This window comes from Bradyrhizobium huanghuaihaiense, from assembly GCF_007830635.1.
Lineage (GTDB): Bacteria > Pseudomonadota > Alphaproteobacteria > Rhizobiales > Xanthobacteraceae > Bradyrhizobium > Bradyrhizobium huanghuaihaiense.
Genome location: NZ_VLLA01000015.1, coordinates 53,474 through 76,708 on the forward strand (window position 1 = coordinate 53,474; position 23,235 = coordinate 76,708).

The 23,235-nt window shown below is 64.9% G+C and carries 20 protein-coding genes and 1 pseudogene; 3 read left to right on the forward strand and 18 right to left on the reverse strand.

The genetic code is table 11. The features are described from left to right. The first annotated feature begins 120 nt into the window (after nucleotides 1-120). Nucleotides 121-393, forward strand: coding sequence for a hypothetical protein (locus IQ16_RS26860; RefSeq protein WP_018640806.1), 273 nt, complete (start codon nucleotides 121-123; stop codon nucleotides 391-393). Between the two features lie 84 nt (nucleotides 394-477). Next, entirely contained in the window at nucleotides 478-783 is a 306-nt protein-coding gene (locus IQ16_RS26865) for a hypothetical protein (RefSeq protein WP_018640807.1), read from the forward strand. Nucleotides 784-1,050: 267 nt separating this feature from the next. Here the strand turns inward: IQ16_RS26865 and IQ16_RS45840 are convergent, their stop codons facing one another. The 10 genes from IQ16_RS45840 to IQ16_RS26905 form a co-directional block, all read right to left on the reverse strand. After that, nucleotides 1,051-1,206, reverse strand: coding sequence for a hypothetical protein (locus tag IQ16_RS45840; protein ID WP_018640808.1), 156 nt, complete (start codon nucleotides 1,204-1,206; stop codon nucleotides 1,051-1,053). A 160-nt stretch (nucleotides 1,207-1,366) separates the two neighbouring features. After that, on the reverse strand, nucleotides 1,367-1,885 hold the full coding sequence (locus IQ16_RS26870; RefSeq protein WP_026311671.1) for a septal ring lytic transglycosylase RlpA family protein: 519 nt from the start codon (nucleotides 1,883-1,885) through the stop codon (nucleotides 1,367-1,369). A 152-nt stretch (nucleotides 1,886-2,037) separates the two neighbouring features. Then, entirely contained in the window at nucleotides 2,038-2,202 is a 165-nt protein-coding gene (locus IQ16_RS45845; protein WP_018640810.1) for a hypothetical protein, read from the reverse strand. A 30-nt stretch (nucleotides 2,203-2,232) separates the two neighbouring features. After that, complete coding sequence (locus IQ16_RS26875) at nucleotides 2,233-3,483, reverse strand: DUF1501 domain-containing protein (protein ID WP_018640811.1); 1,251 nt, start codon at nucleotides 3,481-3,483, stop codon at nucleotides 2,233-2,235. Nucleotides 3,484-3,485: 2 nt separating this feature from the next. Then, complete coding sequence (locus IQ16_RS26880; protein ID WP_018640812.1) at nucleotides 3,486-4,943, reverse strand: DUF1800 domain-containing protein; 1,458 nt, start codon at nucleotides 4,941-4,943, stop codon at nucleotides 3,486-3,488. Nucleotides 4,944-5,116: 173 nt separating this feature from the next. Then, nucleotides 5,117-7,636: a M56 family metallopeptidase gene (locus IQ16_RS26885; RefSeq protein ID WP_018640813.1), complete on the reverse strand. Its 2,520-nt coding sequence runs from the start codon at nucleotides 7,634-7,636 to the stop codon at nucleotides 5,117-5,119. Next, nucleotides 7,633-8,025 (reverse strand): BlaI/MecI/CopY family transcriptional regulator, encoded by a 393-nt coding sequence (locus IQ16_RS26890; RefSeq protein WP_018640814.1) that lies wholly within the window; start codon nucleotides 8,023-8,025, stop codon nucleotides 7,633-7,635. Before IQ16_RS26890 ends, IQ16_RS26885 begins: the two co-directional genes overlap by 4 nt. Before the next feature lie 341 nt (nucleotides 8,026-8,366). Beyond that, the gene (locus IQ16_RS26895) at nucleotides 8,367-10,016 is read right to left on the reverse strand and encodes an NAD-dependent malic enzyme (protein WP_080648012.1); all 1,650 of its coding nucleotides are present in this window, start codon (nucleotides 10,014-10,016) and stop codon (nucleotides 8,367-8,369) included. A 300-nt stretch (nucleotides 10,017-10,316) separates the two neighbouring features. Continuing rightward, entirely contained in the window at nucleotides 10,317-11,315 is a 999-nt protein-coding gene (locus IQ16_RS26900) for a Bug family tripartite tricarboxylate transporter substrate binding protein (RefSeq protein WP_018640816.1), read from the reverse strand. 100 nt (nucleotides 11,316-11,415) lie between these two features. Continuing rightward, on the reverse strand, nucleotides 11,416-13,749 hold the full coding sequence (locus IQ16_RS26905; RefSeq protein WP_018640817.1) for a mechanosensitive ion channel domain-containing protein: 2,334 nt from the start codon (nucleotides 13,747-13,749) through the stop codon (nucleotides 11,416-11,418). An 808-nt stretch (nucleotides 13,750-14,557) separates the two neighbouring features. On the opposite strand from IQ16_RS26905, the gene IQ16_RS26910 reads away from it, so the two are divergent. After that, entirely contained in the window at nucleotides 14,558-15,442 is an 885-nt protein-coding gene (locus IQ16_RS26910) for an MBL fold metallo-hydrolase (RefSeq protein ID WP_018640818.1), read from the forward strand. A 366-nt stretch (nucleotides 15,443-15,808) separates the two neighbouring features. Here the strand turns inward: IQ16_RS26910 and IQ16_RS26915 are convergent, their stop codons facing one another. The 8 genes and pseudogenes from IQ16_RS26915 to IQ16_RS26950 all read right to left on the reverse strand — a co-directional run bounded on the left by IQ16_RS26915 (nucleotide 15,809) and on the right by IQ16_RS26950 (nucleotide 23,229). After that, on the reverse strand, nucleotides 15,809-16,846 hold the full coding sequence (locus IQ16_RS26915) for a patatin-like phospholipase family protein (RefSeq protein ID WP_018640819.1): 1,038 nt from the start codon (nucleotides 16,844-16,846) through the stop codon (nucleotides 15,809-15,811). Further along, nucleotides 16,843-17,772, reverse strand: a complete 930-nt coding sequence (locus tag IQ16_RS26920; protein WP_018640820.1) for a polyphosphate kinase 2 family protein — start codon at nucleotides 17,770-17,772, stop codon at nucleotides 16,843-16,845. The genes IQ16_RS26915 and IQ16_RS26920 overlap by 4 nt, the downstream gene beginning before the upstream one ends. Next, complete coding sequence (locus IQ16_RS26925; RefSeq protein WP_018640821.1) at nucleotides 17,732-18,751, reverse strand: branched-chain amino acid ABC transporter permease; 1,020 nt, start codon at nucleotides 18,749-18,751, stop codon at nucleotides 17,732-17,734. The genes IQ16_RS26920 and IQ16_RS26925 overlap by 41 nt, the downstream gene beginning before the upstream one ends. Then, a complete protein-coding gene (locus IQ16_RS26930; RefSeq protein ID WP_026311672.1) occupies nucleotides 18,748-19,629 on the reverse strand; it encodes a branched-chain amino acid ABC transporter permease in 882 nt (293 codons plus the stop codon). The genes IQ16_RS26925 and IQ16_RS26930 overlap by 4 nt, the downstream gene beginning before the upstream one ends. Nucleotides 19,630-19,634: 5 nt before the next feature. Next, complete coding sequence (locus IQ16_RS47525) at nucleotides 19,635-20,342, reverse strand: ATP-binding cassette domain-containing protein (protein ID WP_018640823.1); 708 nt, start codon at nucleotides 20,340-20,342, stop codon at nucleotides 19,635-19,637. 9 nt (nucleotides 20,343-20,351) lie between these two features. Beyond that, nucleotides 20,352-21,107, reverse strand: a pseudogene (locus tag IQ16_RS47530) (ABC transporter ATP-binding protein); the annotation flags it as partial. Nucleotides 21,108-21,119: 12 nt separating this feature from the next. Next, a complete protein-coding gene (locus IQ16_RS26945) occupies nucleotides 21,120-22,430 on the reverse strand; it encodes an ABC transporter substrate-binding protein (protein ID WP_018640825.1) in 1,311 nt (436 codons plus the stop codon). A 94-nt stretch (nucleotides 22,431-22,524) separates the two neighbouring features. Continuing rightward, nucleotides 22,525-23,229, reverse strand: a complete 705-nt coding sequence (locus tag IQ16_RS26950) for a hypothetical protein (RefSeq protein WP_018640826.1) — start codon at nucleotides 23,227-23,229, stop codon at nucleotides 22,525-22,527. Between the last annotated feature and the right edge of the window lie 6 nt (nucleotides 23,230-23,235).

Consider the following 23,235-nt stretch of genomic DNA (forward strand, 5'->3'; position numbering starts at 1 on the left):
CGGCCGGGAACCTTTTTTCGGATGCTGCGTTAGGTAGCCGTGGCATTGAGATGCAGCGATAGGTGTAGGCCCCGGCGTGCAGATCCGCGCGCTGGGGTTATTTTTGCGTGAGGCGGGACGATGGGGGACGTTGTTGCGGAGTCAAAAGTCGATTTCGGCGCGCTTGCGGCGCTGCATAAATGGCCATCACTCGCCAATCAGCGCCGCCCGGACCGGGAGCCCTATCAGGTGAGCGAGGGGACGCTCGACGAATGTATCTCGGCCTTCATGCAGAAGCCGGCAGCGACCCGGCATCTCTATGAGATCCGCACGGCGCCGCAGCCGCCGCTGGTTACCGCCGTTCTCTCTCCCGAGCACGTCATCGAGCTATCACGCTGGCGGGAATTTCTCTGACGGCCTTCACAAGCACGTGCGTAGGAACCTTCTTCCGGTTTTTCCCGTTGTCGGAGATCGGAAGTCAAATCGTGAGCGCCTCACATGCTTGAAGCTGGCGTTGCATCTCCCGTCGTGCCCTATGGCGCGGACCAAACCCTCTTCGTCGTCGTCGACCGTCTCGACATTGCGACTGAAATCCGCATCGAGCGCAGCGATCTCGAAGCCACCATCGGCGAGTTCGTCGCCGGCTGCTTCAACGATCCCGTCAAGGTGATCTCGTTCAACACGCTCGAACACTGGATGAAGGACATCTCGACCGACGTCGCCGGCGCGATAAAGGCACGCTGCGACATCTATGGCATAGAGCTGCCCGACTATCTCAGCGACTTCGTCGAGAGCCATAGCTGAGGGCGCATCGCGCCTCAAACGCTGCACATCGCGCCCAACAAAAAAGCGCCGCTTCCGCGGCGCTTTTCGTGTGGCCACTCAATGGTGCCAGAACAATGCCAGCAGCAGAATGATCGGCAGCGGCACGCCAAGCAACCAAAGCAAAGCACCTCGTCCAAAACCCATGATGTCCTCCTCCTCTCTCACTGCGCAGATGACGCAGGAGACGAGCGGAAGTTCCGCGCTTCGCAGGGAGCACGAATGCGCTCACGGCATGGGTTATGGGAGTTATGCGCGCCGATACTTGCCGGTGATGACCTCGATCTCGCGGCGGCGTTCGCCGGCGAAGGTCAGGAGCTTTTCGATCGTCAGCGTATCCGTGATCCTCTTGGCCAGCCGCTCGGCACGCGCGGCCTGATCTTCGAGATACTGGATCGTGTTCAAGCGTCCGCCTCCCCAAGAGCCCCGAATTGTTTGGGCAGCCATGGTGCTTGAGAGGCGCCTAACAGCCGGTTAAGCGCTGCGCCTCACCTCGACGAAACGCGCTTGATTGTTTGAGCATGATCTTTTCGGAAAACCGCTACGCACTTTTCCTGATCATGCTCTATCGCACGACGTCGAGGCGGACATTGGCGAGGCCCTTGTCGACCATGCCGAGCGCTTCGGCCGCGGACGGCGAGATGTCGACCACGCGCCCGCGAACGAAGGGGCCGCGATCGTTGACCCTGACGGTGACGAAACGGCCGGAGGACACGTCGGTGACGCGCAGCTTGGTGCCGAACGGCAGGCTCCGATGCGCCGCGGTCAGTTCGTTCTTGTCGAACTTCTCCCCGCTCGCGGTTTCGGTGTCCGAGTAGAAGCTGGCGAGACCATGCGAGGCGGTTCGCCTTGCCTCACCGTCGGGGACACGCGCCCGGCTGATCGGCCGCGGATGCAATGCCACCACCCGGTGCGGCCGCTCGACGGTGGCCTGCCGGCTCGTTCCGGCGAGATCGGCTTTCTGGCGGCCGACCGGCGACTGCGCGCAGGCGGCGAGCGATGCGGCACCCAGGACAGCGAGCAACAATCGGCTCAAGGTTGCCAGCGACATTCGGGCAGTTTCGGCACGTGCAATGCGAGACATGATGCGCCCTCCGAACAACCCCAAGTTTCGGTGGGCAATCGGGGCAGAACCTTGTCGGAAGAAAAGCGGCCTTGCGGCCGCCGCCGTTTCGCGCCGGCTGTGACGATTCCATCACAGTTAATGTCCTGAATCGGGACAGATCAGCGGAACTATCAGCCCGATACGGTGCGCAAGATGGTCGAGCGCGCATCCGGCCGATCCTCATCGGCACCGACGTCTCCCCGCAGCAGCCGCATCAGCTCACGGCGATAGAGCCGCCGCCAGCCGGTTTTCAGACTGGCGAGAAAGTCGAGCTCCAATTGCGTCAGTGTGCACATGAACCCAATCCGGTTGCGAAAGGCGCGTCGTCAGCCGACGAGGCCTCCCATCGGTTTGACGTCAGTGCTGCCGGGGAAGACCGTCTCGGCGAGGATCTTTTCCTCGACGCGCAGATGATCCCTGAGCAGGCCTTTCAGCACGGCGCGTAAGTCAGTGGTCGGCTTGAGATCGCGGTCCTCGAACAGTTGCGCGGACTTCAGGCCCGGCCAGTCCGCGATCACGCGGCCGCCGGCGAGCCCGCCGCCGATGAGGAAAGCAACGGTGCCCGTGCCATGGTCGGTACCTTGCGTGCCGTTGATGCGCGCGGTGCGGCCGAACTCGGTGACGACGGCGACCACCGTCTCGTGCCAGACATCACCCATGTTGCTTTCGATCGCCGCGAACGCGCCGTCGAGCGCGCCGAGCAGATTGTAGAGCTGGCCCGAGGCTGCGCCTTCGGCGATGTGCGTGTCCCAGCCGACGAAGCCCATCGCGCCGACGCGCGGGCCGTCGGGCTTGGCGAGATAGCGCGCGGCGGTGCCGGCCGCCTCGGCGAAATAAGCGCGCACGCGCGCGATGCCGGGCGGTGCCAGCGTCGGATCGTCCGACATCGGATCGCCCGCGCCCATCGCGCCGTCGAGCGAAGCGAGCTTCATGCGCGCCTGCAGCACGGTCGCGAGCTTCGGATCGGTGTGCTGGTAGAGATCGAGCAGGCGGTTCTGCGTGTCCTGGCTCGCCGGCAGGAGTTTTTGCGGCACCCATGTCATGACGGGTGCAGAGCCGCGCACCACCAGCGGCGTCACCGAGCCGATGCCGAGCGCACGACTGCCGCGCGGATCGACACGGCCGCCGGACTCCATCGCGAGCAGCGCGCGGTTGAGCCATCCCGAAGCGGTCGCGCCGGGCCTGGTGAAGCCGCTCTCCAGCACGTCCTGGCCGTCGAAATGCGAGCGCTCGCGATAGGGCGTGGCCGTTGCGTGAACGATCGCGGCCTTGCCGCTCTTGTAGAGCCGATGCAGGTTCGGCATCGCCGGATTGAGCGCGAAGAAGGAATCGAGCGGCAGCGCCGGCGGCTTGCCGTCGAGCAGCAGCGCGCGATCGCCGCGCAAGGCGACCCAGTCGGGATCGCCGACCGGCGCCACCGCGCCGAGGCCGTCGAGCGCGCCGCGCAGGATGACGACGAGCAGGCGCGGATCGCGCCCTTCCGCGCGCGCGATCCGCGGCATCTGGCTCCATGCGAACAGCGCGCCCGAACCGGCCAGAAGCTCGCGCCGCGTGGGCAGATGACGATCAAGGCCCATGCTCACCTCCTCTGAAAATCCGCCGACATGAACAAGAGCGCCAGCGCCTGCTGCCGGCTCTCGGCACGGCCGACCGCCTGCTTCACCTCGGGTGCGATCTCGGACGCGAACACGTCCTCGATGATGATTTGCGGATCGGCCATGCCGGTGATGCGCTCAGCGAAGTTGTTGGCGATGTCGAGCCGCCGCCCGACACCGTCGATCCAGCTCGCCTCGTCGTCCGGATAGCCTTTTGGCGCGGACGGACGCCACAGCGCCTCGCCGAGCAGCTCCTGGCCGCCGGTGTAACGGACGGGATCGACGGTCGTGATGCCGGTCGCACGCACCATGCCGGCGACCCATTCTCCGGGCCGCTTGAGCTTTGACGGCGGTCCGCGCCATGCGTCGTCCGACGACACCATCGCGATCGCGACCTGCTTGAGGTCGCCCTCGGTGTCGCGAAAGGTCTTCGCCATCTGCTCGATCAAAGCCGGCGGCGGCTCGTCGGCCACGAAGTGCCGCGCCAGCTTGGTCGCGACATGGGTTGAGGTCGCCGGATGCGCGGCGAGATCGCGCAGCACGGCGCGGCCCTGCTCGGCGTCCTCCTGCTCGTAGCGCTTGCCGAGCACGGTCTGCCCGCCGGGCTCGTGCAGCCGCGGATTGAAGGTGAACTCGCCGCCGTGCTGGGGATCGGCGCCCGGCGGCACCAGCGTCCAGCCGGTCATGACATTGGCGAAGCTGATGACGTCGTCCTGGGTGTAGCCGGTGCGCACACCGAGCGTGTGCAGCTCCATGATCTCGCGCGCGATGTTCTCGTTGAGGCCGCGGCTGCGATTGATGCCTGCGATCGAGTTCGCGCCCATCGATTCCAGATTGTCCAGATAGAACAGCATCGCCGGATGGCCTTCGACGGCGAGCAGGAGATCGACGAAGCGGCCAAGCGCATTGGCGCGAACCGCCTCGCGCTCATAGGCGCCGGACATGCTCTGGATCTTGTTGGCCGAGACGCAGAAATGGTTGGACCAGAACCACACTAGGCGCTCGGCAAAGCCGATGTCGGCGGCGAGCGCTGCCTCCGTGCGCAGCTTGGCTTCCTGCAGATACATCGGGCGCCCGGGATCGGGAACGGCTTCGGCGGCCTGCTTGGCCGCCATCTCGGCCGCGTCCTTGTCCTGGACTTGACCGTGCGCCTGCGTCTGGTCTTCCGACATCGCCTGCGCCGCCGCCATCTGCTGCTTCTTAGCCTGCTGCTGCGCCTGCTTGGCGCGCGCCGCCCGCCGCGCATTGGCGTCGGCCACGGTGCGATAGGCTTTCGCGCTGGGAGGAAGGCTGGCAGCGGCGGTCAGCACCAGCGGCCGGTCGAGCTCGGCGATCAGCGCGCCGCGCGGGTCGCTACCAACAGCGGCGATCGATCCCGGCCGCGGCCCCATGCCGAAGCGATGCAGCGCCAGCACGGCCTCGGCCTTTGCAGAATTGCTCATGGCGAACGCCCAATTCTCTCGCGCCTGCCGACATCGCGCCGTGCGAGGCTACGAACCGTAATGCTACACATCGTAGCACTTGAGATGTGCCCGGGCAAGCGGAGATTGCGGCATCCCCGTTCGACTATTGCCAGCCGCCCGTACGGCCCGACGGACGGGCGGCCGCGACGCTCCTAGAAATTCGGGCCGAGCGCGATCTTGGTGATCGTGCCGTTCCTGACACCGATGCGCCATTCCGCCGAGCCGTTGGCGAACTGGGCGATGTAGATGTCGCTGTCGAGCGCGGTGACGCCGCGGAACGACACCGCACGCAGTGCACCGAGCCGCGCCAGGATGGCCTGGTCGAACGGAAGCTGCTGGCGCGTGATGTCGGCGACCTCCGGCGTCATGTGCTCGTAGTCCGGCTGTCCCTTCCCAACGTCCTCGATGTAACGGCGCAGCATCTCCTCGCCATTGGCGATCGGAACGGCGCGGCGCGCGGCACGCCCCGGCTTTGCGCCGAGGTTTGAAGCTTCGACATTGTGGAAGCGCGTCTGCCGGCCCGGCATCAGGACCTCAAGACACCGTCCCGACTTGTCGGCGATCACCCAGGCATTGTTCACGGTGGTCGTGGCCGCCCAGCTCATGTTGGATCTGACCACGCTCTGGCTCTTGCGATTGCCGTCGGCGTCGAGATTGAAGACACGAATGTCGTCGCCGAGTTCGTTGTAGACCATGATCCGGATCGGCGAGGTGCCGGCGCGGCCGCGCACATTCGCCTCTTCCGAGCAAGGCAGGATGCCGCCGAGCTCGTCGTTGCCGTCCGCCCGGAAGATCACGTCGCCGGCCTTGCCGTCGGGCTCGAGCAGCAAGCGGAATTCAGCCGTGCCGTTCTCGAACTTGGCGCCATAGATATCGTAGCCGCCGGGGCCGACGCCGCGGAAGAAGATCGACTCGAGGGCGCCGAGCGCCACGAAGGTCGCCTGCGTCTCGTTGAGCTGGCGGTGAATCTTCGCAGCCAGCGGCGCGCTCATGCGGTCGTAGTTCGGCATGCCCCGGCGCAGATCCTCGATCCCGCGCAGGATCATCTCCTTGCCGCCGGCGACCGGGACCTGCTCGCGGAAACGATCCGGCACTTCCGCGACACGGCGCGCGAAGTCGGCTTCGATCGCCTGCGCGGTGGCCGCATCGATCCGCGGCGCGAGACGGGCGCCGAACACCGCATTCTGGACCAGCACGCGCGAGACCCTGGCCTGCTCGTCGCGCAGGAAGATCAGGAGGTTGTCGCCATGGATCGAGAAGACGTCGGCGCCTTCGGCGAGCAGCGCGGCCCGGCCCTGCACCGTTTCCTGCACCTGTAGCCGATCGCCGTCGCGGCGCACGGTGAGCACGCGGTTCGGCGCAACCTTGTACCAGCCGACATATTGATCGAGTGACGCCGGCCCCGTCGCCGGCGTCGGCACCTCGGCGAGGCGGACCGCGCGGATGTCGCGGCCGTTCATGCGCAGCACCAGCTCGGAGGAGCGGCGCTCCGCATCGAGCGGAAACGTGATCTCGCCGGACGAGGCCGCGTAGGACGCGATGCCGTCACTGCCGACCGTCAGGCGCAATTTGCGCTGCCCGGTGAGCTGGCCGTAGAGCTCGTCGCCCTCGCGGAAGATCGCGAACACCGAGGCCGGACCCATGCCGTAGAAATTGACGAAGGGGCGGTAATGCTCGGCCGGCACCTCGCCGCTGTCCGCAACGGCGGGCGCAGGATCCGGCGTGCGATAGGCGATCATGCCGGTCGAGACGATCAACGCCGGCACGATCGCGGCCGCGATCCACAGCCGCTTGCGCCAGCCGACCGCGACCGGCAACGCCGCCGCCGCGATGATGCGCTCGACGCGGGCGCGCACGGTCGAGGCTCGCGCCATCGCGAGCTCGACGGGGCGCGGTTTCACGCTGCTGGCAAAATCGAGCAGGATCTCCGCATAGGACAGCCGGTCGTCGATCACCTCGATCGCCTGCGCGTCGCTGATGATCTCGGCGAGTTCGACGAGATGCGCGAGCTGCCACCAGGAGAACGGGCTGAACCAGAACACCGCGCGATTGAGCGAGGCCAGCAGGAGGATGTAGAAATCGCGGTTGGCGACATGCGCGCTTTCATGGGCGAGCACTGCGAGCCGCTTCTTGGCATCCCAGCCTGCAAATTGCGGCGGCACCAGAATGGTCGAGCCGAAGGTAACAGGGCCGCCGACGTCGCGGCTGACGCGGATGTCGGCATCGATCAACTGCGCACCCTTCACCGGCTTCGCCGCGCGCGCCAGGCGCCAGGTCAGGCCGAGGCCGATGGCGAGCCGCAGCAGCAACAGGCCGGCGACGCCGGCATAGACGATGGTCGCCACCAGCCACCAGTCGATCGAAACCCCACTTCGCGCAGGCGGCGCCACGGCAGCACCCGGCGCGATCGGCAGCGCCGGCTGCGGCGTCTCCAGCATCGCGATGTCGGCCGGCCACATTTCGCCCGGCACCGGAACGGAGGCGGGCAACCGGTCGATGGTGAGCGTCGGCCAATGCATCACGAACGGCATCGCGAGCGAAGCCATGAGCACGACGACCCACGCCGTCATGTGGACGTGCGGATTGCGCACGCGAAACAGGATGAGACCGAACCAGACGACGCCTCCCAGCACAAAGGAGCGCAGCGCCGCCTCCGCCAGAGTTGCGATCATTCTTTCTTCACTCCCCTCGCCCTCTTCGCCTTGGCCACCTGGTCGGCCAGCGTGCGCAATTGCTGCTGGTCGAGCATCTTGTTGTCCACCATGCCGACGAGGACCTCCTCGATCGAGCCGTTGCAGAACCAGTCGACGATGCGCTGCACCGCCTTGGCCGCAACCCGCGAGCGCTCCTCGGCGGCGTGATAGACGTAGGTGCGGCCGTCCACCGTGTGGTTGGCATAGCCCTTCTCTTCGAGCCGGCGCAGCACCGTGCGCACTGTGGATTCCTTCAGGCGCCGCGACAACCGCTCCCGCACGATTTCGGCCGTGACGGGACCATGAGCCCAAACCAATTGCATGACCTCACGCTCGAGGTCGCCGAGTTCAGGCAAACGATCGTCCATGGCATCTGACCTTGCGGATTGAGTTTTCTTGTAACGCTACAGACTGTCGCATATACGGCCGCGCGGCACAACGGCGATTCCACCTGAAATGGTGGCGATGGGCTGACCTAACGCCGGTCTAGAAACGTGTGGAGAGTCGGATGGACCTCCGACGCGATTGGCAGGATGCCCTGCCCCTCACCCGGATCGTCCGACGACGCTTCGCATCGTCGGAGCGATCCGACCTCTCCCCGCAAAAGAGCGGGGAGAGGTAAGGAAGGCACGCTGCTCGACTCCCTCGCCCCGTTCTTACGGGGAGAGGGTGGGGTGAGGGGCGCCTCCACGAGTCCGGTTTGAATGCCTCAGTACTTCGGCTCGTACATCTGCGACTGGACCAGGGCCTTCACGTCATTCGGCGCGGGTCCATCCGCCAGTCCGCGCTGATAGGCGACATCGGCAACCGCGGCGGCGATACGGACAGAGACCTCGCGGATGCGGGGCAGCGCCGGATAGAGGCTGCCCTGGGCGAGGTCCTCCTTGCCGACGCAATCGGCCAGAGCATGGGCGGCCGCCATGAACATCTCGTCCGTCACCAGCCTGGAGCGGCTGGCGATGACGCCGAGGCCGACGCCGGGGAAGATGTAGGAGTTGTTGCCCTGGCGCGGCACGAAGGTGCGGCCGCTCAGCGTAACTGGATCGTACGGACTACCGCAGGCGAACAGCGCGCGGCCCTCGGTGTAGCGATAGGCGTCCTCCGCCGAGCATTCCGCCTTGGAGGTCGGGTTGGAGAGCGCGAACACGATCGGCTGCTCGTTGAGCTCGGCCATCGCCTTCAGCACCTCGGGCGTGAAGGCGCCGCCGACCGCGGCGACGCCGATGATCGCCGTCGGCTTCAGCGTCTTGATCGCGGTGAGGAAATCCGCAATCGGCGCCTGGCCGGCATGGGCATAGCGCAGCTTGTGGCCGGAAAGACCCTCACGGCCGCTGACGACGAGGCCGCGGGAATCCACCAGCCAGTTGCGCCGGAGCGCTTCGGCTTCCGTGGCCCCCGCCATCATGGCGGAGACCACGAGATCGGCGATGCCGGTCGCTGCCTCGCCCGCGCCGAGGAACAGGATTTTCTGATCCTTCAGCTTGCCGCCGGAGACGCGCAGCGCCGAGAACAGGCCGGCGAGCGCCACTGCCGCAGTGCCCTGGATGTCGTCGTTGAAGACGCAGGCCTCGTCGCGATATTTGTGCAGCAGCTTGAACGCTGAGTGATTGGCGAAATCCTCGAACTGGATCAGCACGTCCGGGAAGGTCTTTCGCGCTGCTTGCATGAACTCGTCGACGAAACTGTCGTAAGCCTCGCCCGTCAGCCGCCGCTCGCGCAGGCCGAGATAATAGGGATCGTTCAGGAGCTCTTCGTTGTTGGTGCCGACGTCGAGCACAACGGGCAGGCACTGCTCGGGATGAACGCCGGCGCAGGCCGAATAGAGCGAGAGCTTGCCGACCGGAATGCCCATGCCGTTGGCGCCGAGATCGCCAAGCCCCAAAATGCGCTCGCCGTCGGTGACGACGATCAGCTTGGCCGGATAGGGCCAGTTCTTCAGGATCTCGGCGATCTGGCCGCGATCGCGCGAGGAGATGAACATGCCGCGCGGCCGCTGGAAGATCAGGCCGTATTTCTGGCAGGCGAGCCCGACGGTCGGCGTGTAGATGATCGGCTGGACCTCGTCGATGTTGTCGACCACGACACGGAAGAACAGCGCCTCGTTACGGTCATGCAGCGCGTTCAGCGCGACGTATTTTTCGAGGTCGGTCGGCAGCGCGCGCAGATTGGTGAGCACGCGCTCCGCCTGGGTCTCCATCGTCAGCACGCAAGGCGGCAGCAGGCCACGCAGGCCGAGCGCGGCGCGCTCCGCTTCCGTGAAGGCGGTGCCCTTGTTGAGCAAGGGATCGCGCAGCAGCGTCATGCCGTGCGCGGTGTCGGATGATGTCGAATGGGCGCTGACCCGAGCAGGTCTATTCACGAAATCCCCCAGGGAGTTTCTTATTGAAGGGCAACCATTGTCGGCCAGCGGTCCTCCGAGATCAAGGACGTAGCCATCGCAGCATCGATTGTGATCTCGCACCGCAGCGAGATTGGCGCCGAAACTGGCAAAAATGCGCGCGCGAAAAGGTTAACGGCGCTCAGCTACTCATGATGAGGGATTGAGAGCGGCCCCTCTCTCCCCTCGTCATTCCGGGCTCGCGACTTCGTCGCGCCCCGGAATGACGAGAAGGCCTCACTATCTGTCAGGATGAGGAGCTGTGCTCGTGGTGCCTCGAAACTACTCAGGCTTGATGTCGGCGGCCTTCACAATCGGCCACCATTTCTCGGTCTCGGCTTTCTGAAAGGCGGCGAGCGCTGCGGGCGTTTGCTGGGCTGCAGGCGGAATCTCCTGCCCGAGTTCGGCAAAGCGCTGCTTGACGGCGGGATCGGCGAGCACGGCGACAATGGCCGCATTGAGCTTTGTCACAATCTCTTTCGGCGTGTTCTTCGGGGCCCAGATGCCGTGCCAGTAGGAAATATAGAGCCCGGGCAGCCCCGCCTCATCGACGGTGGGAATATCAGGCGCGGATGCAAGCCGTGTCGGCGAGGTCACGGCGAACGCCTTGATGGCGCCGTTCTTGTATTGCGGCAGCGAGTTCGAAGCCTGGTCGAACATGATGTCGATCTGGCCTGCGACGAGATCGATCATCGCGGGCCCGGCGCCGCGATAGGGCACGAACTGGAAATCGGTGCCGGTCTTCTCCTTGAAGAAGACGCCGGCGACATGGGCGCCGGTACCAGCACCCGCCGTACCTGCGGTCGCTTTGCCGGGATGGGCCTTCAGCCACGCGATCATTTCCTTCAGGCTGTTCGCCTCGAGCGACTTCCGCCCGACGATGAGCTGCGTGCCCATCGCGATGGTCGCAATCGGCTCGAAATCGGCGATCACGTCATAGGGCAGCTTGAAGATCGCGCCGTTCAGCACATGCGTGCCCCAATGGCCGATGGTGATGGTGGTACCGTCAGGTGTAGCCCGCGCGACGCGGGCGCCGGCGATGCTGCCGGACGCACCCGCCACGTTCTCGACCACGATCGTCGTATGCAGCTCGGCCGCGATCCGCTCGGACAGGATCCGCGCCAGCGTGTCGGTGGGGCCGCCCGCGGCGAACGGCACCACGAGGGTGATGGGGCGCGACGGAAACGGCTGCGCGTTACCTGGTGCGGTCCACACCGCGCATCCGATCAACGCGCAAATGACGAACACATGACCACGAAATCCGGCCCACAGCCCCCGCATCAGTCTCTCCCACCCTTTTTGCCGCCCGCATTGTCAGCGGGCTGAGGCTGGAGTGAACGCTGCCGGACGAGCGCAGGCAAGCTGGAATTTTGCGGAGCGGTTACCCGGCCGCCGCCCGCCGCGGCGTCAGATTTGCGGCCCCCTCCGCCGGCGGCGCGATCTGCATCAGAATGGTCTGGGTCGCGGAGGCAACCTCGATGCCGTGCTGCTGGAAGCGCTGCTTCATGCGGCGGTTGAACTCGCGCTGCACCGGCCAGCGGCCGGCCTCGGTACAGCGGATCTGGCCGACGATCGACACCATCGCGCCGTCAACCTTGTCGACGCCCCACAGCTCGAGATCGCCGCGGATCAGCGCACGGAAGTCCGCCTCGCGCCGCATCTCGTCGACGATCTCCTTGAGGATCTGGCCGGCGCGATCGGTGTCCTCCTTGTAGGCGACGTTGACGCTGACGGAGGCGTTGCCGGCGCCGCGGCTGGCATTGGTGATGGTGGTGACCGCGCTGAACGGAACGATGTGCACGGCGCCGTCGCCGGCGCGCAGGCGGATGGTGCGGATCGAGACGTTCTCGACGACGCCCGAGAGCCCGGAGACGCTGACGGTGTCGCCGACCTGCACCGTGTTCTCCAGCAGCAGGAACAGGCCGGTGATGAGATCCTGCACCAGCTTCTGCGAACCGAAGCCGATGGCGATGCCGACGATGCCGGCGCCCGCCAGCAGTGGCGCGACATTGACGCCGATCTCGCTCAACGCCGTGAGGCCGACGACGGTGGCGATCAGGCAGAGCAACGCGGTGCGCAGCATCGGCTGAAAAGTGCGCAGGCGCGCGGCACGGGCGTAATGGCCGTCGCGTGACAGCGCATTGATCTGGCGATCCAGCAGCGCGTTGCTGATTTCCCAGATGGCGGCGGCGATGAACACGGCAATGCCGATCGTCACCACCGCCGAGATCAGCCGGCCGCCGATCTGGCCGCCATAGAACCAGACGATGGCGTCCACGCCCCAGACCTCGAGCACGGCCACGAAGCCGATGAAGGCGATCACGCCGGAGACGATCTTGCGCAGCAGCGGCAGATAGCGGTTGGCGCGGGTCTCCAGTCCCGGAAAGCGCTGCAGGATCTCCGGCTTGATGCGGAAGCCGCGGTCGATCAGGCTCAGCGTCAGCATGATGGCGACGCGCGTGATCACCGCGACCACAACGGTACCGACGAAATATTGCAGCAGCAGCGAATAGCCGTTGCGGATGTTCAGAGCCCACACCGCCCACAGCGCCAGATCGAGTGCGATGGCGAGATAGTGCCAGCCGCCGGCGATGCGGTTGCGCAGACGTGCCGCGATCCCCTGCCGTTCCACCGGCGCGCGGATGGCCTCGGCGACCTGGCGGCGGCATTGCAGGATGATGACGACGATGAAGAGGTGAACGACCAGCATCACCATGCGCAGCAGCGCGGCATAGCCGGCACGATGCAGGCCGAGCAGCAGCGCCACGTTGGCGAAGGCGATGCCGGTGACACCGACACCGACGATGCGGCGCGCCCAGATCTCGATATAGGCCGCAGTCTCGGCCCGCACCGGAAACAGGCCGAACGGCCCCGCCAGCGCCCGGACCAGGCAGATCAGCCCGCGCGAGAACGCATAGGCGTTGACGACCGCGAGGATCACGAGGCGGACGGTCGTCGGCTCGCCGATCTCCGTTCCCAGCAGCGCGGTGGCGACGCCGACGAACACGAACACGGGAAGCAGCTCGAGCACGAAACGGCCGAGCACGAAGGGCAGCCGCAGCATGACCTGCCAGATCCGCGCCAGACTGTGACGTCGCTTCTGCAACTCAGGTGCCGGCGTCACGTCGGCGACCGACGATGGCGGATCGGCGATCGGCAGCGCCTGCGCCGGCAGGCGCGCGGTCTGCGGCACACGTCCTTCCAGAAACACGACCGGACGGCGGATCAAACGGAAGATCACCCATTCGGCCGCGAGCGCGCAGCCGAGCACCAGCGCGAGCTTCCAGGCGATCTCGATCAGGAGATTGTAGGCCGCCGGATCGTTCGCCGTGCGCATGATCCAGTAGTAGAAGGCCGGGAAGTGCGTGAGCGTCCGCGTCATGCTGGCGATCTCGCTCGAGATCTCGCCGATCTGCTCCGAAACCGTGAGCATGAGCTGCGCACCGAGGCCATCGGCCGCAAGCGGGATCGGCGACTTCTGTTCGGGAGCCGGCTGCTGCTGACCGGACGCATTGGCGATCGCACGCAGCGTGTCGATCATCTGCGCGCGCTTCTTGTCGTCCTGAAGGGTCTCCAGCGCGCGCTTCGCCTCATCGGGCGACAGCGCGGCGGCATTATTGGTCGCCGGCCGAGGCGGCTCGGCGCGGGCGCTGGAGAGAGAAAGGATCGCGAGGAAGAGAGCGGCGAGGAGCGCCGGGGCGAGCTTATGCGACACGAGGATTCCCTAGAAAAAATGAATGCGCGCCGGCGGCGTCGGGATCGTCACCACCGAAGCACACGCGTCATGTCGGATTGCAGCTATTCGCCCCGGCCCTGTGTCGGAAATGGGCCAATGAGGCGACATTCTCTTGGCATTTGCCGCAATGCAGGATCAGGGAACCCTGCCTCGGCAGAGCTGGCGCCTGTCAGATCGGCGCACAAAAATCTCTACCGTCATTCCGGAATTCAATCCGGAATGACGGTGAGGAGGAGGAGAGAGAAGCAGGATGTCGAACGGCACATGTCGCGACGGCCATCTCGGCCATCCGACACGATTGATTGTGATGCAAATTACAGCGCCGGGAAGGTAGGGGCTATGCCTCACTGATGCAGCCCGCTAAACCTTGACCCGGCGTGCCGTTCGCGGTTTGCGCCGCTATGCGATAGTCCGAACGAGCTCCATCGCAATTAACGCGGCTGGATTTGCGGAGGTGGTGTCATAGACCTCCCCTTGCTCTGAGGTGGACGTTACGCGTCGCGTATTCGCGACCGTTGCGATGCTCCTCCTGAGACATAAAACTGTCAAGCGGGAACGTCGACGCAATCGCGAGATTTGAACGGCAGCAACCGGGTTCCATCCAGGCCATTTCACAACCTCAAGCTGCCCCGCGCGCGGCCGTTTTGACACCGGCGCAATGCCGGCGCTAGCTTGCAGCATATTGCGTCGATCATTGTGGTGACACGAAATGGACTACCGCGAACTCGTGAGACTTCTCGCCGGAATTTTGCTCCCACGCCCCTCCTCCCTTGCTGGACAATCAAACATGAAGCCAATCCATTGCCTTGCCGTTGTCGTGGCCCTCGCGACCGGATCGGCCTCCGCGCAGACCCCACCGCAGACCTCGACCAGGAAGGTCGACGGCACCGACAACGTCTACGTCTTCCGCTATGGCGGCCATCAGTCGATGTTCGTGGTGACGCCGCAGGGCGTGATCGCGACCGACCCGATCTCGTATCTGCGGCCCGCGAAGCCCTATATCGACGCGATCAAGGCCGTCACCGACAAGCCGATCAAATACGTCATCTACAGCCACCATCACTACGACCACATCGCCGGCGGCCAGCCCTTCAAGGATCTCGGCGCCACCTTCATCGCGCACCGGCGAACCAAGGAGCGCCTGCTCGAGCTGAAGAAGCAGAAGTCCCTGCTCGCCGACGTCGTCATGCCGGACCAGGTGGTGGACGACAAGAAGAACATCACGCTCGGCGGCACCACCCTGGAGCTGAACTATGTCGGCCGCAATCATTCCGACAATTCGCTGGTGATGCGACTGCCCAAGGAGAAGATCGTCTTCGTGGTCGACTTCGCACCGATTGAGAGCGTCCAGTTCCGCAACATCCCCGACAATGCCTCGCCGCTGGAATACATCGCCTCGCTGAAGAAGCTGGCCTCGCTCGACTGGGAGCGGATGATCCCCGGCCATCCCTATGCCGGCGGACGCTTCGGCACCAAGAAGGACGTCGAGGACGACATCGCCTACATGGAGGACCTCTCCACTGAAGTGAAGAAGGCGGCGGACGCCGGCAAGTGCTTCGACACCGCGATGAAGGAGGTGAAGCTGCCGAAATACGAGAAGTGGGCGAATTACGAGGCGAGCCTCCCCGCCAATGTCGAGCGCTTCTGCTACTGGTGGGGACGGGGATACTGAGGGACGGCGTACACGGACGCGACGAGCTTCGCTCGCGCTGAGGATACAGATATCGTAGGGTGGGCAAAGGCGCGTCAGCGCCGTGCCCACCACCTCTATCCTGTCGAAGATTGGTGGGCACGCTTCGCTTTGCCCACCCTACGAGATCAGAGCTTGTGGCTACGAGCTAGGGCGGACACGTCGCTTTGCCCAACCTGCCCGGTCCGCGGCGATGATGACAACATACCCGTGTTTTGCCCGACGGGTCAAATTGACTTCCTAAACTCCGAAAAATAGCGACAGGCCCGCCAAGCCATTGATTCCGCTCACACCGGCTACTGTGCATGGGGTTGTTTTCGTACTTTTTTGTCGATGGCGCTCAGCCGCCTAGAGAAACATGTCGGCCAGGTCGACCGTCGAGGACTTTCCGATCTGGTCGAAGTTGCACGCCAGCCAGCTTCGCGCCGCCTCGCGGCCCTCATCGCGCAGGCGGCACAACAGGCTCCATTCGGGGTGGAACTGCGTGGCCGTGCCGAGCTGCGACATCAGCAGGTCGTTGCCGATCCAGTGCATGTACATGCGGCTATGCTTGTCGCTGTCGAGCTCGCCGTCGTCGATCAGCCGCGTGGCGAAGGCGATCGCGCGCATCTCGCGCATCAGGGACGAATTGAAGCTGATCTCGTTGATGCGGTGCAGGACGTCGGCCGCACTGGTCGGCAGCTCGTTGCGCCTGATCGCCGTGACCTGCACGATGATGACGTCGTGGCTGCCCTTGCGGTAGATCAACGGATAGATCGCGGGATTGCCGAGATAGCCGCCATCCCAATAATGCTCGCCGTCGATCTCGACGGCCTGGAAATAGGGCGGCAGGCAGGCCGAGGCGAGCACGGTCTCCGCCGTGAGCAGCGGGCTCTGGAACACCTTGATCTTGCCGTTGCGGACGTTGGTGGCATTGAGAAACAGCTGCGGCGCCTCGGGCGAGGAATTGAGCCGGTCGAAATCGACCACGCGCTGCAGCAGCGCGCGAAGCGGATTGAAATGAAAGGGATTGAGCAGGCCCGGCGGCAGCGTGTGCGTCAGCGTGTGGATGATTGCGTGGACGGGATGATACTCCGGCGGCAGCTTCAGGGCCTGGATCCACTGGTTCAGCGGCGACATCAAATCGTACGCCATGTCCATGCGCGACACTTCGTACCAGAATGCGTGCAGGCTCTCCCGCGCGGCCTCCGCGCCTCCGTGCGCCATGCCGGAGGCCATCGCGACCGCATTCATGGCCCCGGCGCTGGTCGCGCTGATCGCCTCGATCGCGAGCCTGCCATCCTCGAGCACCTGGTCGAGCACGCCCCAGACGAAAGCGCCGTGCGCGCCGCCGCCCTGGAGCGCGAAGTTGACGGTCTTGCGGTCGGCGGTCCGGTTGGCTGTCACTTTGCTTTCTTCCTGCCTCCCGTCTCCTCTTTCTCCAGCGCCTTGCGCACCTGCTCGAACTCTACGAGTGAGGCCTTGTCGGCACGGGGAAAGCGCAGGTCGAGCTTTTCGAGCGCGGCATTGATCACCGAGCCGATCACGACGCGGGCGAACCATTTGTGATCGGCGGGCACCACGTACCAGGGCGCATGGGAGGTCGCCGTGTGGCGGACGATGTCCTGGTAGACCGCCTGGTAGCGCGGCCACAGCGCGCGCTCCTTGATGTCGTCCATGGAGAACTTCCACTGCTTGGCCGGATCCTCCAGGCGGTCGAGGAAGCGCTCGCGCTGCTCGTCCTTGGAGACGTTGAGGAAGAACTTCAGCACCACGGTGCCGTTGCGGCAGAGATAGCGCTCGAAGGCGGAGATGTCCTCGAACCGCTCCTTCCAGATGTTCTTGGTGACGACCTTTGGCGGCAACTTCTCCTTGGCGAGGATCTCCGGATGCACGCGCGTCACCAGGCATTCCTCGTAATGCGAGCGGTTGAAGATGCCGATATGGCCACGCTCGGGCAGCGCGACGACGTGGCGCCAGAGGAAATCGTGGTCGAGCTCCTTGCTGCTCGGCGCCTTGAAGGCCGTGACTTCGCAGCCCTGCGGATTGATGCCCTCGAAGATCGCCTTGATCGCACTGTCCTTGCCGCCGGCGTCCATCGCCTGGAACACGATCAGCACGGACCAGCGGTCCTGGGCGTAGAGCTTCTCCTGGAACTCGATCAGCCGCTTCTTGTTGGCGTCGAGAATCGCCTGCGCCTTCTCCTTGTCGAGATCGCCCTTTTCGTTCGTCTTGTGCGCCTTGAGGTGAAACTTGCCCGAGCCATCGTAGCGGAATGGCGTGATGTAGCGGTCAAGCTCCTGGGCGAGCGATTTGGACGGCTTCTTGCTCATGAGCGCGGGATACCTTGCGTTGCGGCTTCAATCGGTCGAGCAAGCTACCAAGGATGCCCTTGGGAAGGAATATGATGAAGAGCACGAGCAGCACCCCGTAGACGAGATTGTCCCAGCCGACCGCCTTGGTGCCGAAACCGATGCGCAAGGTCTCGGCCAGGAGAATGGTGATGATGGCGCCGACGGTCGGGCCGAGCGAGACGAACAGGCCGCCGACGATCGCCGCGAACACCATCTGCAGCGACACCGCGATGCCGCTGACCGTGTCGGGGGTGATGAACATCTGGTACTGGCAGTAGATCGCACCTGCGAGCGCCGTCATCAGCGCGCTGAGCAGCGTGATCTTCAGCTTCTCGGCGGTGACGTCGACGCCGGCTGCGGCCGCGGCGTCCTCGTCCTCCGAGATCGCCTCCAGCGCATAGCGGGCCATGCTGCGGTCGACCCAGTGCCAGACCACGATGCCGAACAGCCAGACCGCAAGCGCGATCAGGTACCAGGTGATCTTGTCGTCGAATTGCAGCGCCAGCAGCTTGTTGCCGGTCGCGCGGTTCGGGGTGTAGCCGAGCGAGCCGCCGGTGTAGTCGCGCGTCGCCGTGATGACCTGAAGCACGATGCCCGACAGCGCCAGCGTCACCAGCACGAAATAATGCCCGGTGATGCGGAAGCGGAAGCAGGGATAGCCGACGATCATCGCCAGCGCGCCGGCCGCCGCCATGCTGATGGGAATGCCGATCCAGGGCGACAGTCCCAGATGATTCCACAACAGCGCGGTGACGTAGGCGCCGATGCCCATGAAGCCGCCATGCCCGAGCGAGACCAGGCCGAACCGCCCCATCATCGACCACGACGTATAGGCGAACGACCAGATCAGGATCAGCACCAGAATGTGCAGATGATAGGGATCGCGATAGACGAAGGGCAGCGCGACCAGCGCCGCCAGCCCGATCCCCCATGCCGCAAGACGTCCCTGCCCCGTCATCGGCGCCTCGCAAGCAGGCCCGCGGGCCGGATGAACATCATGACGATGAAGAAGGCGAAGGCGAGCACATAGCCCCATTCGAGGTCGGAGAACAGGCCGCCGAGCGAGATGATCTCGGCGAAGAGAAAGGCCGCGATGAAGCCGCCGATGAAATTGCCAAGGCCCCCGAGCACGCAGATCAGGAAGGTGATCGGCCCGAAGGAGAGGCCGACGAAGGGATGCACGTCGTATTGCAGCACCAGGAGGCAGGCGGCGAGGCCCGCGAGTGCGCCGCCGAGCGCGGAGGTGATGAGATAGATGCGCTTCGTGTCGACGCCCATCAGCGCCATGATCTGCCGGTCCTGCGAGATGGCGCGGATCGCGGTGCCGGTGAAGGTGCGCGTCATGAACAGATAGACCGCGACCATGCCGACCAGCGCGGCCACGAACGACAGCAGCCGCGCGTAGCTGAAATTCATGTCGCCGAAGGCGAGCACCGGCAGGCGGATGCCGAGATTGCGGAAGTCGATGCCGAAGGCGACGGTAGCAAAGCTCTGCAGCACGAACAGCACGCCGCCGGTCGCCAGCAGCTGGTTGATCGGAGGTGCTGTGAGCAGCGGCGCGATCACGAGGTAGTGCAGCGCCGCGCCGAGCACGGCGACCAGCAGGATCGTGAGCGGGGCGGAAACGAAATAGCTGACGCCGTAATACTGCACCATGAAATACATGGCGTACATGCCGATCATCACCAGCTCGGCGTAGCAGATCCAGGTCACGTCGATGACGCCGAAGATCAAATTGAGCCCGAGCGCGAGCAGCGCCAGCACGCCGCCGAGCAGGATGCCGTTGATGACGGCCTCGAGCAGATAGATATCGAAAATGTCCAGGAACGCCTGCATGCCCATCACACCCCGAGATAAGCTTCCTTGACCGTGTCGCTCGCCAGCATCTCGGCCGAGGTGCCGGACGCCCGGATCGTGCCCGCCTCGATCAGATAGGCGCGGTCGACCACCTTCAGCACCTGCTGCACGTTCTGCTCGACGATCAGCACCGTCAGCCCGCTGGCGCGGATCCGCTTCACCAGCTCGAACACCTGCTGCACCACGACCGGCGCAAGTCCGGCCGACGGCTCGTCGAGCAGCAGCAGCTTTGGATTGGACATCATCGCGCGGCCGATCGCGCACATCTGCTGCTCGCCTCCGGACATGGTGCCGGCCATCTGGTGGCGGCGCTCCTTCAGGCGCGGGAACAGGTCGAACACCACCTCCAGCCGCTCGGTATAGTGCCCCCGCGCGTCCTTCATGAAGGCGCCCATCTTGAGATTGTCGTCGACCGTGAGTTGCGGAAACAGCCGCCGGTTCTCCGGCACATGCGCAATGCCGAGGCTGACGATCTTGTGCGCCGGTGTCGCGACGACGTCGACGCCTTCCATTTTGATCGAGCCGCGCGAGGGCCGGATCAGGCCGGAGATGACGCGCATCAACGTGGTCTTGCCGGCGCCGTTGGGGCCGATGACGCCCACCGCTTCGCCGGCCTTCACGTCGAGATTGACGTCGAACAGCGCCTGGAAGGTGCCGTAGCCGGCATTGACGCCGCGAAGCTCCAGCATCATTGGCCTCCCGCGGCGGCGCGCTTCGGCGGCCGCGGCCTGCGTGGTCTCGGCATCGGTGCCGAGATAGACCTCGATGACTCGCGGGTCGCCGGCGACCGCGCTCGGCAGGCCTTCCGAGATCTTCTCGCCGTGATCGAGCACCATGACGCGGTCGACGACGCGCATCAGGACGCCCATGATGTGCTCGACCCAGATGATGGTGATGCCGAGCTCGTCGCGGATGTTGCGCAGCATGTCGGCGGCCTGGTCCATCTCGGCCTCGTCGAGGCCGCCGAGACTTTCGTCGGCGAGCAGCAGCTTTGGCGAGGTGGCGAGCGCCTTCGCAAGCTCGAGCTTCTTCAGCCCCGCAGCGCCGAGGCCATCGACGCTGGCATGGCGATCGGTCGGCAGGCCGACCATCGCCAGCGCGCGCTCGGCCGCCTCCTCGGCCTTGGCGCGGCTGTGGCGGCCCTGGCCGTAGAAACCGGCGAGCGCGACGTTCTCGAAAATGGAGAGGCGACGGAATGGCCGCGGAATCTGGAAGGTCCGCCCGATGCCGCCATTGATGATCCGGTGCGGCGCAAGGCCCGCGATCTCGTAGCCGGCAAACAGGATCGAGCCGGAGGTCGGGGCCAGCGTGCCGGAGAGCATGTTGAAGATCGTGCTCTTGCCCGAGCCGTTGGGGCCGATCAGGCCGAGGATCTCGCCCTGGTCGACCCGGAACGACACGTTGTTCACGGCGGTGAAGCCGCCAAACCGCTTCACCAGCCCGCTGACTTCCAACACCGGAGCACTCCGCTACTGGTTGCTGTAGGTGGTGCCCTTGGGCAGCGGCAGCACGGCCTCGCGCTGCGCCTGACTCTTGGGCCACACCACATGGGACTTGTCGTCGAGATACTGGATCACGACCGGGAAGGAGCGCTCGTTCTGGCCCGCCATCGGTGTGCCCTCGCCGTAGAACTTGACGCCGAAGCCGAGCATGGTGCCGCCTTCGGGGATGTCGGTGTCGAGCGCGGCCTTGCGCAGCGCGTCGGGATCGACCCCACCATATTTCTTGATCGCGCGCGGCAGCACGTCGCTCATAAACACATAGGTGTTGGACGCGCCGATGCCGACATGTGCCGAGCGGATGGCGACCCCGGGCTTGATCCTGTCGAACTCCTCGCCGACCATCTTGATGACGGGCGGAAGTTTGGGATCCATGGTCTTCTGATTGGAGAGCCAGATCGAGATCGGATCGGCATTGAAGATGTAGGTCGCGTCCGCGCCCATGCCCTCCTTCAGCTTCTCATACACGCCGTAGCCGGCGCCGTGCCCCATCAGCGCAGCGAATTTCAGGCCCTGCTCGCGGGCCTGGCGCAGCAGCAAGGTGATGTCTGGATTATAACCGGTGTGGAAGATCACATCGGGCTTGGCGCGCTTCAGCTTGGTCACCAGCGCCGACAGATCCGGCGCGGTGGCCGAATAGCCTTCCTTCAGCACGACGTTGAAGCCGGCCTTCTTCGCGCCGGCCTCGTTGCCCTTGGAGACATCGACACCATAGGCGCCGTCCTCGTGGATGATGGCGACCCGCAGGTCCTTCGGCTCCTTGCCGAGCTTCGCGCTGGCATTCTGCGCGATGAAATCCATCGTCATCATGCCGAACTGGTCGCCGCTCGCCTGCGGGCGGAAGACGTATTTGTAGCCCTTCTCGTTGAACACGGCCGACGAGATACAGGTCGTCATCCACATGAACTTCTTGAGCTGCTCGACACGCGCGGCGACCGGCACGCATTGCGCCGAGGAGAAGAAGCCGAGCACCATGTCGACCTTCTCCTGCTCGAGCAGGCGGACGGATTCATTGATGGCGATGTCGGGCTTGCTCTGTGCGTCGGCGTAGACCGCCTCGATCTTGTAGCCCTCGACGCCGGACTTGGCGAAATGGTCGAGGATGATCTTGGTGCCGACATAGTTCAGCTCGGAGCCGCCGCCCGCGAGAGGCCCGGTCAGGTCGAAAACGACGCCGATCTTGATCTTTTTCTCTTGAGCATGGGCGGACACTGCCAAGCCCGTCGCTGATATCGCGACCAACAGCCCACGTACCAAGCGGGCAGCCATGCGCAGGCGCATCTAAACCTCCCTGGACGATTGTGCATTGCATTCTTCTTGCTTTTGCTTTTTTGCCCATCACATGGGCTGCGCGCGGCGATGTCAAGCCTCGCGCTCAGCGCGAGGCGAGCTGCTGCTCGACGAAGGCCGTGACAAATCGCGGCATGGCCGGCGTGAGATCGCTCATCCCGCGCACGAGATGAATGGCCGACAGTTCCGGCTCGGTCTCGCGTGCAAGATTGGCTTCGATCCGGGCGCGGGCAACATCGCCCGGCACATCCAGGTTGATGACCTGCAGCATTGCAATCGAAGGACCGGTGACGACGCAATGCCAGCCCGGCTCGACCCGGTAGTCGGCTGCGGTCAGACCGGTCTCCTCGCCGAGCTCGCGGACGACGCTGCCGGGAATGTCGAGCGTGCCGTCCCTGACGTCGTCGAGATCCGGCGTGCCCGAGGGGAAATAGATGCGGCCGGCATTGGCGGTGTGGGGCGCCATCTCGCCCATGACAAACGCGCCGTCGGAGGCGCGCAACGCGCCCATGCCAAAACCGTTGAACACGGCCTTGTCGGGAAAGCCCCAGTCGCGCCAGGCGAGGAAGCTTGCGAAATCAGTCTCGAAATAGGTCGCGGCAAGATGACCGTCGCTGAACACGGCATCGCGCCCGAGCAGGACGCGGCCGTTCCAGATCTTCGGCCGCTCACGCTGCTTCTCGGCGAAATGCGCCGCGATCTCGGCGCGCCGTTCCTCCGCGAACGGCCAAACGATCGGCCGCACGGCAAGATCAAGCGTCGTGACGCGATGAATGACCGGTGACGTCATGACACC

Coding starts and splice junctions, on each gene's coding strand:
- IQ16_RS26875 (WP_018640811.1), bottom strand. CDS start 3,483: ATGGGCCTTGATCGTCATCTGCCCACGCGGCGCGAGCTTCTGGCCGGT.
- IQ16_RS26920 (WP_018640820.1), bottom strand. CDS start 17,772: ATGAGCAAGAAGCCGTCCAAATCGCTCGCCCAGGAGCTTGACCGCTAC.
- IQ16_RS47525 (WP_018640823.1), bottom strand. CDS start 20,342: ATGATGCTGGAGCTTCGCGGCGTCAATGCCGGCTACGGCACCTTCCAG.
- IQ16_RS26860 (WP_018640806.1), top strand. CDS start 121: ATGGGGGACGTTGTTGCGGAGTCAAAAGTCGATTTCGGCGCGCTTGCG.
- IQ16_RS26910 (WP_018640818.1), top strand. CDS start 14,558: ATGAAGCCAATCCATTGCCTTGCCGTTGTCGTGGCCCTCGCGACCGGA.
- IQ16_RS26865 (WP_018640807.1), top strand. CDS start 478: ATGCTTGAAGCTGGCGTTGCATCTCCCGTCGTGCCCTATGGCGCGGAC.
- IQ16_RS26945 (WP_018640825.1), bottom strand. CDS start 22,430: ATGCGCCTGCGCATGGCTGCCCGCTTGGTACGTGGGCTGTTGGTCGCG.
- IQ16_RS26900 (WP_018640816.1), bottom strand. CDS start 11,315: ATGCGGGGGCTGTGGGCCGGATTTCGTGGTCATGTGTTCGTCATTTGC.
- IQ16_RS26870 (WP_026311671.1), bottom strand. CDS start 1,885: ATGTCTCGCATTGCACGTGCCGAAACTGCCCGAATGTCGCTGGCAACC.
- IQ16_RS26950 (WP_018640826.1), bottom strand. CDS start 23,229: ATGACGTCACCGGTCATTCATCGCGTCACGACGCTTGATCTTGCCGTG.
- IQ16_RS26885 (WP_018640813.1), bottom strand. CDS start 7,636: ATGATCGCAACTCTGGCGGAGGCGGCGCTGCGCTCCTTTGTGCTGGGA.
- IQ16_RS26890 (WP_018640814.1), bottom strand. CDS start 8,025: ATGGACGATCGTTTGCCTGAACTCGGCGACCTCGAGCGTGAGGTCATG.
- IQ16_RS26930 (WP_026311672.1), bottom strand. CDS start 19,629: ATGCAGGCGTTCCTGGACATTTTCGATATCTATCTGCTCGAGGCCGTC.
- IQ16_RS26880 (WP_018640812.1), bottom strand. CDS start 4,943: ATGAGCAATTCTGCAAAGGCCGAGGCCGTGCTGGCGCTGCATCGCTTC.
- IQ16_RS26925 (WP_018640821.1), bottom strand. CDS start 18,751: ATGACGGGGCAGGGACGTCTTGCGGCATGGGGGATCGGGCTGGCGGCG.
- IQ16_RS45845 (WP_018640810.1), bottom strand. CDS start 2,202: ATGTGCACACTGACGCAATTGGAGCTCGACTTTCTCGCCAGTCTGAAA.